This is a genomic window from Bacillus sp. FSL H8-0545 (genome assembly GCF_038006105.1).
In the GTDB taxonomy this organism is placed as follows: domain Bacteria; phylum Bacillota; class Bacilli; order Bacillales; family Bacillaceae_G; genus Bacillus_A; species Bacillus_A cereus_U.
Genome location: NZ_JBBOUO010000001.1, coordinates 1,550,053 through 1,561,894, shown reverse-complemented (window position 1 = coordinate 1,561,894; position 11,842 = coordinate 1,550,053). Strand labels below are relative to the sequence as shown.

The window sequence follows — 11,842 nt, the reverse complement described above, 5'->3', positions numbered from 1 at the left end:
AAGCTTTTACACTCTATATAACGTCCAGAAAAAAGTTTTCTCTCATCTTTTTTATTATTTTTTGTATGTAATGGAATACTTTTCCTTACCTATTGTCTCATATAACTTTGAATTTGAAGAAAATTTTCTCAAGTCTACAATTTAATTAATGTAGTACACTATTTACATAACCATTCTTTAACTTAGTGTACATTTTATTTCGTTAACCTACTATTTAAAATTAGGAGATGAGATTTGTATGTGTGGAATTACAGGCTGGATAGATTGGAAGAAGGATCTTTCAAATCAACATGTTATTTTAGAAAAGATGGCAAATAGTATTCAGCATCGTGGTCCTGATGCTGAAGGATTTTGGTTTTCTCCTCGTGCGGCCTTTGCACACCGACGTTTAATTGTTATTGACCCAGAAGGCGGAACGCAGCCAAAAACATTTCGTGCCGGAGATTACACGTATGCTCTTACTTATAATGGAGAAATTTATAATTTCCGTGAACTGAGAAAGCAACTTCAAAAATGTGGGCATGCATTTGAAACTCATTCAGATACAGAAGTTTTACTACATGCTTATTTAGAATGGAAAGGAGATTGCGTACAACATTTAAATGGAATTTTCGCTTTTGCTATATGGGATGATCAGAAGCAACAATTGTTTTTAGCACGCGATCATTTAGGGGTAAAACCACTCTTTTATACAGAAAGAAATAACAGCATTATTTTCGGTTCTGAAATAAAAGCCCTATTAGCGCACCCATCTGTTCCTGCTGAAATTGATGCGGATGGAATAAATGAAATATTTGGATTAGGCTTATTTCGAACTCCAGGATGTGGCGTCTTTAAACATATTCAAGAAGTTCGTGCTGGACATTTTATATCTTTTACACGTGATAAAAAGGTAGTTAAGAAGTATTGGAATTTAGAAAGTAAGGTCCATAAAGAATCTATCGAAGACACATCTTCACATATTTTATCTATCTTACAAGATACAGTAAAAAGACAATTAATTGCCGATGTTCCTCTTGTTTGTATGTTATCAGGCGGATTAGATTCTAGCGGTATTACTGCACTAGCGGGGAAAGAATTTGCAGCGGAAAATAAAACACTTCATACGTATTCCGTTGACTTTGTAAATAGCGCAAAAGATTTCGAGCTGACATTTGCTCGCACTGGTTTAGACGCTCCTTGGGTAAAACGTGTTTCTGAACATGTAGGGACATCGCATCATGATATTATTGTGAATGCTGAAGAATTAGCAAATCACTTATTCGTTCCCCTCCGTGCAAAAGATTTACCAAGTGCTGGCGAAATGGAAACTTCACTATATTTACTATTTTGCGAAATGAAAAAAGATGCAACCGTAGCTTTATCTGGAGAATCTGCTGATGAAGTATTCGGGGGATATCCTTGGTTTCATCAAGAAGAACTATTATATGTAGATAAGTTTCCGTGGTTAACAAACTGGAAAAATACATCTTCTCTATTATTAAGCGACGTAACAACTCAATGTAATCCTGAGCATTATATTAATAAACGATTCCATGAAGCTGTTCTTGTAGTACCTACTCTTGAAGGAGAAAGTAAAAAAGAAGCGAAACAACGCCAAATGTTTTATTTATTTTTAACGAGATTTCTCCCGTTCTTACTTGACCGTAAAGACCGTATGAGTATGGCTGTAGGGTTTGAAGTTCGTGTACCATTTTGCGATTTTAGATTAGTTGAATATTTATGGAACGTTCCTTTCAACATAAAAAGTATTGATAATATTGAAAAAGGTATTTTACGTAGAGCACTGAAACCTGCTTTACCTGATGATGTGCGAAATAGAAGAAAAAGCGCTTATCCTACTTCACAAGATCCACATTATTTACAAACAATCCGTAATTTAACACTTGATATGTGCAGCAATAAAAACAATCCTGTTTTCTCACTTATTAACCATTCCATATTACTTGCAATTGCTGATCAAAGTAATAAAGTGGTTAACAATTTTGAAGCAAGAAGTGCTATGGAGTATATGCTACAAGTAAATGAATGGTTAAAAACGTATCATATTCATATCGCTTAACAAAAAAGAGTTCAAGGACAAAAACCCTTGAACTCCCTTTCATTTATTAATTGGCACATTGTCTATCTTCAGTATCGATGGACCATCCAATAATAGTGGCACAATCTCTACCTTTCCACTGAAGTACATTTGTTAATACAGGCTCAATCTGTAAACAAGTTCCGTCGTGTAATATTTCTACTAAAGATTGATCATCATCAAACTTTCGTTTATCACATTCTAAAATACCATCTGTTGCCATTACAATGTGATTCTGACCTTTTTCTAATCCCTTTATCCCTGATGTAAAACAAGGGGTATTCGCTGCAAAAACATTTTTTCTTCCTATATATTCATAGTTCTTACGCTTATTTAGCCTACCTTTTCCATTTTCCGTTTGCTCTGAATGGAATAAATACGCGAAGCAATCACCAACTGATAGCCAATATAAGAACTCGCCTTTTCGTAAACAAATTAAACATGCAAGTTCCTCATCATCTTGGTCACATTTCTCGATAAATAGCTCATCTGTAAATAACGCTAATAAATACATATGGGTATGATGAAAAGCTAAATGGATTGGATATGAAAATAACTCTTTTAACTTCTCTTTTCTTTCTGAAATTGCTTCTATTATATGATGTATATTTTTCGTTTTGTGATGTGTATCAAAAATCATAACAAATTCAAATTCTAATTTCGGATCCCACCAAGCTAGCACTGCATCTCCTCTTTCATATGCATCACTCTCTTGATTCCCTCCATATACGCCGACTGAAAGAGGACCACATTTTTCAACATGTATTTGATCTACATACATCTTTTCATGACTAATCCATTTAAATGTATTCACAGCTATCATCCTCTCTCTTGCTAAATGTATACCTTTACACATAGATTACCTTATATTTCAATAAAAATAAACTTTTTCAACATTTATTATGAAAATAACAGGATTTTAATTCTTATCAAGCGAATATATCTTATAATACGATATAAAAATTAGGGGGAATTATAATATGAAAGACATTAATCCACATTGGGAGACAATTTACTACCACTTACGATATGAATATGAAGACAATCTTTCTCATCAAGCAATTCGTATTTTACAAATCACTTCTCGGGAGAAAGATATAACAATTGGAAAAGTTGCTTCTGAACTTGGTTTATCTCATAACACAGCGTCCGAACATGTAAAACGCCTTATTCAAAAAGGATTTATCATGAAAGAAAGAAATAAACAAGATGAAAGAGTTGTGAACCTTACATTAACGGCAGAAGGAATTGAAGCATTAGAAAAGCATACTTTGCTAGATAAAGAAAAGATACAAATATTAGAATCACAGTTATCAAAAGAAGAGCAACAATTAATCGAAAAAGCCTTTTCTTTATTAGCGAAGGAGGCAAAATATGCATTTCCTCGTTAAAGTTATCGTTTCGGCACTTATTATCGGCGTGATTACTGAAGTCGCTAAACATTATAGTACGATAGGCGGCTTTATTGCTGCCCTTCCTCTTGTTAGTTTACTTAGTTTATTTTGGATTTCTTTCGAAGGTGGGAGTAAACAGGAGTTAAGTCAATTCGCTATGGGCGTATTATATGGATTTCCTGCATCAGCATTACTATTATTTATTGTTTATATCGGTTTAAAAAACTCCTTTTCACTTAGTACATCTATACTCTTCGGCATATGTGCCTGGTGTATCGTCTTTACTTGCCAAAAAGTATTTCAAGCTTAGGGGGAATTACTATTAATAGATCAGTAGAGATATTTGGACAAAATGTAGAAGTATATATGAGAGGTAGCAGTAAACAAACTGTAGTCATTCAAACAGGAATGGGATGCTCATTTTATGATTGGCTTCCTATTATAGAAAAGCTTTCACAAAACTTTACATAAAAAAAGGAAGCAACTAAAGCTGCTTCCTTACTTATCTATTCATAGTCTTCTTCGTCATCATCAACTTCTTCATAATACGAACTCCCATTGCTTACATATATAGGACCATTCGCAACATCAATACGTAGTACCCATGCCCATGGCACAGCTAAACGTTTATGTATTGCTCTCCAAAAATTCATTGATTTTCTTTCGTACTCCTGGAACTCCTGAAGTAACTCTTTATAGGAGGAACCGTCTAACTGAATATTTGCTTCTAATAAACGAGAATGGGCATAGTACTGTAACTCTAGTTCAGCAGCAATCTCCATTTCTTCTTCCGTTGCCATACCTATAATTGCTCCATCTGCTGGTGCGATTTCATATACGTTGTGAACTTCAATAAGCCCTTCTTTCTCTTTCTCAAACATGTAAACAGCCTCCTTTAACAAATATTTTTTATGTTACAAAGTCATACTTCTACAATACCTTCTCTCTTTCCTCTTTTTTTGATAAACTTTTACAAAATGTTTATCCGATGACCTATTCTCTCTATTCTTTCAGCAGAAATGAAACGATTACTATTAAAAGTTAATTTGTACACATCGGGCATGTGAAGTGTTTTCCAAAACTGAAAATCATATTTCGAATCAAAATAATTCATAAGTAAAACCATAATATTCCCATGAGTGCCTATTACAATATTCTTCCCTTTATATTTTCCCAATATATTTTGCATACATAATACAGCACGCCTTTGCGCTACATCATTTGATTCCCCGCCTTCGTATGCAAAAGTCCAGTCTTCCCACACCTTCTGAATAGCATCATTAAAATCCTGTACTGGTTCTTTACTTAATAACCTTTCCCGTAAATCTTCTTCCAATTGTATTGATAGTTTATTTGCATTCGCAATTCCTTCAACGGTCTGAATCGCTCTTTCGTATGGACTAGAAATAACAACATCAATCTTCTCATCTTTTAACAAGCTTGTTATGTTTTGTGCATCTAACCAACCCTTCTCAGATAAGGGACGTTCCCTTTCTTCCTTTGTATATGTAGAGTGAGCGTGGCGAACGAAATATATTGTAGTCATTTGTTCCTCTTCCTTTCTTAGTTTCAATCTATATTCAATGGAGTAAATAGGAAATCCTGTATCATGAAAAGAAAAGGACGCTTTCTAATAAGCGCCCTTTGTTTACATAATAAAATTATTTCATTATAACTTTCTTCTGAATTCTTCATCTGTTATAACATCTCGAATGAAGTAATCTATATTATTTCTAAGCTTTTGGTGCGTAATTTGATTATCTATATCATTAAACATTATTACAACCTCAACCTTATTTCCCTTTTTATCTGTAGTATACAAAATTTTTGTCAATACGAATGCGGTAGAACCACCTTTTTGCCCAGCATATTCCAACTTATTATTTTCAACTGTTCCTTTAAAAACATTATCAATTTCATCTTGCATTGACTTTGGGGAATATTCCCTACTATTTATCTTCTCCATTAAACTCATATAATCTTTAGCATTTGCACTCACTAATCGATCTGACCAAATACGCTGGAATTCCATATCTACTTTTAATGGTATATCACGTTTCTTCCATTCGCTTTCATCTTTCATCCATTCATGTATTTGTAACACATGTTTATTATACTCATCATTAGACATGTTACGTATCATTTCTAACGATTGATCCTCTTGTACATGAAGCTCTTTTTCTACATATCCTCTCATATATAGTGAAGCAGTATAAGAAGAGAACTTATCATGACTAGTAAGCTCTAATTCTTTTATACTTTCATTTACTCTATCTATCCCAAGTTTCTCTAATAAATATGTTGTATTTGCATTAGAACTATAATGAATCATCCCTTTGGCAACTTCTTCTAAAGTGATTTGTTCATTTTTCACTAACTCTCTAGCTTTGGCATCTTCTAACCATGCAGGATGCGCTCCACCATCAGTATCTTTAACGTAGTATTTTTCTAGTTCTTTCAATGAAATTTGTTCATCGCGGCGAATTTTTCCTTCTGACACTTGTTTAGCAAATTCAACTGCTATTACGATTTTAGCCATACTCGCTAATGGTAATTTTTTATTTTCATTTACAGATGTTACTACTTCACCGTTTTTTCTAATAAGTAATGAACATGTTTCATCACCTTTATGTTCTTTTATGTAGTTTAATACGTAATCAAGATCTTCTTTTGACAAATAATATTTCATAACTGCAAAGAAAGCTATAACAACTACTATAATAACTCCCACAATTATCCCTATCATCTTTAATATATTCACAATGTGCCTCCTCTAACAAATTGCCTACTATATATTAATTATACCGAACTAAATTACAATTTTATACAAAATAGAATAACTCTTCCTAATAATAGAAAGAGTTATTCTATTTCACATGAAGTTATTTGTCCATTTAACGTAACTACTATATTTGAATCGTCAGCCTGTATATCGCCTTTAGAGCGGGTTACTGTGGGCGGTCCAATTACAACCGACTCTTTAATTGGCGAAAGGTCTTTCGCTAATTTCTCTGCACTTACACCGTAAGCAGCTTGAAATACTTCTGGCGGCGTCAACCTTAATATATCCGATCCTTCGGCTGTTTCAAACTGATCGTTATTGAAGAATAAATGTAATTGTACTTCTTCTGTTATGGCTGTGATGCAATGCCACCATCCCATTGGAATAAAGACAGTTTGCCCCGCTTTTAAATGATAATTTTGCAATTGATTCGTTTCAGGATTTAATATAGAAGTAACGGCTTCCCCTGAGACAACAACATCTAATTCCCAAGCATTCGGATGCCAATGTGGTTCTCGCATATGCCCCTTCGTCATAAACAAATCAACAAATGCTCCCCCAATCATCGCCGGTAACTGTGTTGACGTTACTTCATACGCAACATTTTTCTCGTCTCTTTTAAAAAAGACATTTTTTCTTGAATCAAAGAAAAGATTTGGAGTTCCTGAGCTTTTCTTTAAATTTTTATTATCTGTAACATAACCTGAATTACTCATTTTATCCCTCTTTCCCGCTCCTAACATTCTGTACTTAACGATGTATCGTATGGGAAAAATAGATGATATGTGCCTATTCAGCACATAATAAAAAAACATGCTTTCCTAAAGAGAGCATGTTTTGTGATATTCTTCACATTGTTTAGTTAAAAAATAAACTTTTTACTTACCATGATGTAACATTAAATCACTGAGTTCTTCTTCAATGTGATTTAATTTCGCAACGCCTTCTTTCCATTTATGAATATAACGTGAAACTCCAACGAAAAATAAAATAATAATTGTGGAAAGAATAATACCATACACGATAGCTACAGTACTCATAGTTACACTTCCTTGTAATTAGTTATGTTTTTATTATAAACCTTTTTCTTTTAAAATACTTCGATTTCAACTTTTTGTAACAAAATTGATTTTTCTAACAAATAAATAAAAAAACTTTATATTTTTATCCTACCAAATATCACCTTATATTCTTTAAACATCTCCATTTGTTAAAAAACGTTCGAAAAAGGAAAATTTTTCACAAAATATACAAAACTTCACCATATGTACTATTACCATATGGGTTATATTATTTAATAGTGTAAAGGGGATGATACAATATGACGACTTGGTTTATTGTACTGTTAGTTGTATTTGGGGCATTTAAAATTATCGTTTCTAGTCTTCCAAACTCCGTTATTGAATCAATTATTAGCCGATATGAAACACATCCGCAACTTGATGAAGAGAATGTTACTGTAACGATCAATGGAAATAGCTTAGAAGGCGATAAGAAATCTCAAATTATTACTGATTTTAATGAAGGTTTATTTTTAGATCGTTATTATGCACCACCACAAAATGAAGGTACTCCTTTAATTATAAATGCAAAACGTGGCAAAAAAGATTTTACATTTTATATTTATAGTCATGAAGAGCATGTTGATGTTGTAAAACAACATAAAAAGAAAGTGATCGCTTATAGTTTGCGCTCTAAAAACCTTCAAAATAGTGATATGTTCGTGTCAGCTGATTTAGCTTAATGCTCATATATTAGAAAAAGGAATCCATAGACATATGGATTCCTTTTGTCATACTCACCGAAAAATAAGCTCTGTCTTCAAACTATCTTTCGGTAACAACCAACCTTTTTTCTCTATACTCGCCATTAATAATTCTCTTTGTTTTGTCGCAATACTTTCTTCATTTGTTTTAAATGACACTTCTATTACGAAGTCGTCTTCTATTTTCCCTGTATCACTTAGTTGCCAAATTTCAATATTCGCTTTTATATTTTCAAATTCACCTGTATATCGCTTCATTAATACAGGACCGTAAATATGAGAATCGTTGAGCATTTCTTCTCCCCAATTCGTATACAGCCATTTGTTCATTTTCCCTGGTAATTTCTCTATTAACATGTTTTGAGCATCCCGTTCATTTGGTAAATCAAGTATCCCATATCCTTTAGCACTGTAACTTTTCTTATTTGAAATACTTAATGTTTTCTTCTCAAATCCCCAATCTATTTCTGCCTCATAGTTATCAGTTTTACTATCAAATCCATCCTTCTTAGCTACTTCTAATGCATCTTGAATTATACCATTTTGAATCGGGTATCTCTTTTTATATGTTAGCTCAAAATCTTTACTAAATTCTTTCTTTCGAATTCTAGCAAACCAACCTTCGTTACTTAAACTTTTATTTGCCGTATCTAAAAATTGCACTTGTATTCTTTCATAATTTGTACCAGCCTGGAAATGTTCTAGTACCTCTTGCTTTATCTCTTTGTTATAACTTAATACTTGTTCTGGCTTTAATAATAACTTCACTTCAAAACTAGGTTTCATCGGACTAGCAGCAAACCCTTCCTTCACGTTATAAAGGAAACAACAAAAGAAAATGCTTACGAATACAAATACCTTTTTCATATATCAATCTCCTTTACATTTTAAATCACTTCTATACGTTCCATTGCAAGTGAATATATATTTTCATATCCTGCTGTACTAAGGTTTTGCTGTAATCGATCCGTGTCCTCTTTAAGAGCATGTACTAACACCGTATGTTCTGGTAATAATATATTTAACATCGCCTTAACGTCACTTATACTTTGATGAACCTTATATGGAACTCGCTCTACCCTACATTCTCTACTTACACATTCTTTCATCACCTTTTCTGCGAAACTTCCTTTCGCAATATGTCCAGTAAAGATAATGGAATTTCGTTCTTCATGCCGAAGTTGTTCATAATATAACTGCGCTCGTTTCGTTTGCATATTCGCATCACTCATTACAAATATTCCGTAACTATTTTGCATACAAATGTCATTATCCATAACTATTATGTTTCTTTTTAAACTCTCCAGAACCCGTTCAAGTTTTTCATTATTTTTTAGCCAATCTTTATATATGAACATTTCTTCAAAACCAACCAAAATTTCTTTATCTACTATAAGCGGCAATTCTTTATATCGTTCATATAAATACAATACTATATCTTGCGCCCTACCAAGTGGAGGTAACGGTAGTAATGCTATTCCTTTATTTTGAGCAACTCGTTCAATTTCTGCACATAGTTCGTTTACTCGTTCGTTTTGCGAAATATCATCAGTGTGATATGCGGCATCTACGATTGCAATTTTTATATCGCCACGCAACTTTTCAGGTAAATTAGCTCGTAGTATATTAGACTCTGCTGAATAATCGCCAGAATAAAATACGTATGTATTACACATATCCACTAAAAACCAAACAGCTCCTAATACATGCCCACTATACCCCCATTGAAATCGCAGTGCAGGAGTAATTTGTATCCACTCATTTGGATTACTAATCTCATCAATACATACATAATTTAAATCTTTAATATTTTGATCGTTATAAGGTAAATTCCACCCTTTTGAAAGATTGTAGTTTCTCCATTTTTCAAAATAAGCTGGCAGTTGCTCCTTCGTATAACGAGTCGTCCAAATTTTTTTCTTATATCCATATTTCGTCAATAAAGGTAATCCCATCGTATGATCTTCATGAATATGTGATAAAAATACCGCATCCAAAAATGTAACTACTTCTCTTTCTATTTTTGGATAACTCTCCTCATAGGATCGATTAATACCACAATCAAATACTATTTTCAGCTCTTTATTTTTTACAAAATAGCAGGAACGACCGTATTCTCCCGCTCCTCCCCATACTTCCATCCTCATCATGCTACCCCTTTTCGTTTTTGCTCCATATGTTGCAGAAGTAATAAGCACATTGTTGTAAGCCCAACAGAAACAACGGCCATCGCCATTCCTATAGATACTTCCCCTTGTTCAAATTGAGCAAAAATAAACGTTGCTGACGTTTCTACTGATGGAGGTAGTACGAGAAGCGATGCTACTAACTCTCTTATCGAAATCGTAAATGTCATCGCCCATCCAGCCAGAATGCCTGGGATAATAAGAGGCAATATTATTTTTCTAAAAATATAAATATAATTTCCAGAAAAAATACTCCCTGCCTGTACAAGAGAATCATCAATTTGTCCGAGCGATGCTTTTACATACTGCACCGTATAAGGTAAAAAAAGAACAACATACGTTACGATAACCATGACAGGCGTATTGTAAATTGATATAGGCATATATGGTGAATTCCAAAATAAAATAAGCCCTACAACCATCACTATTCCTGGTACCATATTCGGTAACATACCGCACATATCAAGCCATTTTTCAGAGGACTTTTTCCCCTTTCGAATCATAAGTGCCAAAAAGACTCCAATAATTACAGCAACAATCGCCGTTACGAGTGAAAAAAGAAAACTGTTCCATAAAGCTTCTAATCCCGGAGAACCAATTGTAAATAATGCTTCATAATGGCTTGTTGTAAAGTTATTAAAATGTAAGCCCCTGCCTCTTAACTTGGATAAAGAAGCTATGAGTATAGAAAAGTATGGGATACCAATTGCTACTATTAGTAAACCAATTACATAAACCCATGCTATAAAACGTGTAAATATAGACAAAGTATACCTTTTAGATTTCACACCTTTTCCACTAACCATTGCATATGAGTACTTTCGGTTCAATACATTTTGCATATACCAAATGAGCATACACGCACTAAGTAATAAAGAAGATAATACTGTGGCACTACTAAAATCAATCGGCCAACTTGAGATAAATTTATGAATCTCTGATGTTAACACATGAAATCCTATTCTACGTCCGAATGTAGCCGGTGTTCCAAATTCGGCAATCGTCTTTACGAAAATGAGTAAAGCACCCATTACATAACTTGATAACAATAACGGCAATATTATTTTTCTTAAACGATAGAAAAAGCTTCCACCATGAACTGCTGCAGCTTCTTCTTTACTACTCCCAATTTGAAGTAACGTGTTTTTCAACATGAAGTAAAGGAATGGGAATAAATGCAGACTCATAATTAAAACCATACCGCCTAAACTAAAAAATGATGATGAAATCGGCTTTAAAGCCGGAAAAAATTGTTCGAAATAACCGTTAGGTTGCATGAACAAAATCCATCCCATCGATCCGATATACGGCGGGGTCATAAATGGAATCATAAAAATAATATCTAACTTACTATACTTTCCTACATCTGTTTTGCTCATAATGAACGCCAATGGAAATGCAAATATTGTAGCTCCTATTACAACGAGTACACCTAGAAGCATCGAATTCAGAAAAATCCCAGCTAATCCACCACTCTTCATGACTTCAAAAGGCTTTAAAAAATTCCAACTGCTATTTTCATATACACTAGAAAATAAAATGAGAAAAAGCGGAATGACGATTAACATCACCACAAGTAACAATGCTACTGTCATTCCAATTTGTCTTACTGATACGAATCGATTTACCATGTAA

General features: G+C 33.5%; 13 protein-coding genes and 2 pseudogenes. 5 read left to right on the top strand and 10 right to left on the bottom strand.

The annotated features are described in order from the left end of the window. Positions 1 to 238: 238 nt before the first annotated feature. Positions 239 to 2,062: an asparagine synthase (glutamine-hydrolyzing) gene (asnB, locus tag MHI07_RS08295; protein ID WP_340823015.1), complete on the top strand. Its 1,824-nt coding sequence runs from the start codon at positions 239 to 241 to the stop codon at positions 2,060 to 2,062. A gap of 46 nt (positions 2,063 to 2,108) precedes the next feature. On the opposite strand, the gene MHI07_RS08290 is transcribed toward asnB, so the two are convergent. Continuing rightward, positions 2,109 to 2,936 (bottom strand): protein phosphatase 2C domain-containing protein, encoded by an 828-nt coding sequence (locus MHI07_RS08290; protein ID WP_340823012.1) that lies wholly within the window; start codon positions 2,934 to 2,936, stop codon positions 2,109 to 2,111. A gap of 124 nt (positions 2,937 to 3,060) precedes the next feature. Here MHI07_RS08290 and MHI07_RS08285 point away from each other — a divergent pair, with 124 nt between their 5' ends. From MHI07_RS08285 to MHI07_RS08275, 3 genes and pseudogenes are all read left to right on the top strand, one after another. Next, entirely contained in the window at positions 3,061 to 3,471 is a 411-nt protein-coding gene (locus MHI07_RS08285; protein WP_340823010.1) for a MarR family winged helix-turn-helix transcriptional regulator, read from the top strand. Continuing rightward, entirely contained in the window at positions 3,455 to 3,784 is a 330-nt protein-coding gene (locus MHI07_RS08280) for a DUF3147 family protein (protein ID WP_193646016.1), read from the top strand. Before MHI07_RS08285 ends, MHI07_RS08280 begins: the two co-directional genes overlap by 17 nt. Further along, positions 3,736 to 3,942, top strand: a pseudogene (locus tag MHI07_RS08275) (alpha/beta hydrolase); the annotation flags it as partial. The gene MHI07_RS08280 and the pseudogene MHI07_RS08275, both read left to right, overlap by 49 nt. Positions 3,943 to 3,980: 38 nt before the next feature. On the opposite strand, the gene MHI07_RS08270 reads toward MHI07_RS08275, so the two are convergent. The 6 genes and pseudogenes from MHI07_RS08270 to MHI07_RS29355 all read right to left on the bottom strand — a co-directional run bounded on the left by MHI07_RS08270 (position 3,981) and on the right by MHI07_RS29355 (position 7,536). After that, positions 3,981 to 4,355, bottom strand: coding sequence for a hypothetical protein (locus MHI07_RS08270; RefSeq protein ID WP_000461761.1), 375 nt, complete (start codon positions 4,353 to 4,355; stop codon positions 3,981 to 3,983). 89 nt (positions 4,356 to 4,444) lie between these two features. After that, a complete protein-coding gene (locus MHI07_RS08265; protein ID WP_070139074.1) occupies positions 4,445 to 5,020 on the bottom strand; it encodes a histidine phosphatase family protein in 576 nt (191 codons plus the stop codon). Positions 5,021 to 5,143: 123 nt separating this feature from the next. Further along, a complete protein-coding gene (locus tag MHI07_RS08260; protein WP_340823004.1) occupies positions 5,144 to 6,235 on the bottom strand; it encodes a serine hydrolase in 1,092 nt (363 codons plus the stop codon). Positions 6,236 to 6,336: 101 nt separating this feature from the next. Next, the gene (locus tag MHI07_RS08255; protein ID WP_340823002.1) at positions 6,337 to 6,972 is read right to left on the bottom strand and encodes a cupin domain-containing protein; all 636 of its coding nucleotides are present in this window, start codon (positions 6,970 to 6,972) and stop codon (positions 6,337 to 6,339) included. A 162-nt stretch (positions 6,973 to 7,134) separates the two neighbouring features. Continuing rightward, on the bottom strand, positions 7,135 to 7,296 hold the full coding sequence (locus MHI07_RS08250) for a hypothetical protein (protein WP_002158451.1): 162 nt from the start codon (positions 7,294 to 7,296) through the stop codon (positions 7,135 to 7,137). Positions 7,297 to 7,346: 50 nt separating this feature from the next. Further along, positions 7,347 to 7,536: pseudogene (locus tag MHI07_RS29355) on the bottom strand (hypothetical protein). Positions 7,537 to 7,577: 41 nt separating this feature from the next. On the opposite strand from MHI07_RS29355, the gene MHI07_RS08245 reads away from it, so the two are divergent. Then, positions 7,578 to 8,000 carry a YfmQ family protein gene (locus tag MHI07_RS08245; protein WP_340823000.1) on the top strand — a complete coding sequence of 141 codons (423 nt, stop codon included), beginning with the start codon at positions 7,578 to 7,580 and terminating at the stop codon, positions 7,998 to 8,000. Positions 8,001 to 8,054: 54 nt separating this feature from the next. On the opposite strand, the gene MHI07_RS08240 is transcribed toward MHI07_RS08245, so the two are convergent. The 3 genes from MHI07_RS08240 to MHI07_RS08230 are packed head-to-tail and all read right to left on the bottom strand — an operon-like array spanning position 8,055 to position 11,838. Then, positions 8,055 to 8,888, bottom strand: coding sequence for a hypothetical protein (locus MHI07_RS08240; RefSeq protein ID WP_340822998.1), 834 nt, complete (start codon positions 8,886 to 8,888; stop codon positions 8,055 to 8,057). 20 nt (positions 8,889 to 8,908) lie between these two features. Next, a complete protein-coding gene (locus MHI07_RS08235) occupies positions 8,909 to 10,171 on the bottom strand; it encodes an MBL fold metallo-hydrolase (protein WP_340822996.1) in 1,263 nt (420 codons plus the stop codon). Then, on the bottom strand, positions 10,168 to 11,838 hold the full coding sequence (locus MHI07_RS08230; RefSeq protein ID WP_340822995.1) for an ABC transporter permease: 1,671 nt from the start codon (positions 11,836 to 11,838) through the stop codon (positions 10,168 to 10,170). The genes MHI07_RS08235 and MHI07_RS08230 overlap by 4 nt, the downstream gene beginning before the upstream one ends. Between the last annotated feature and the right edge of the window lie 4 nt (positions 11,839 to 11,842).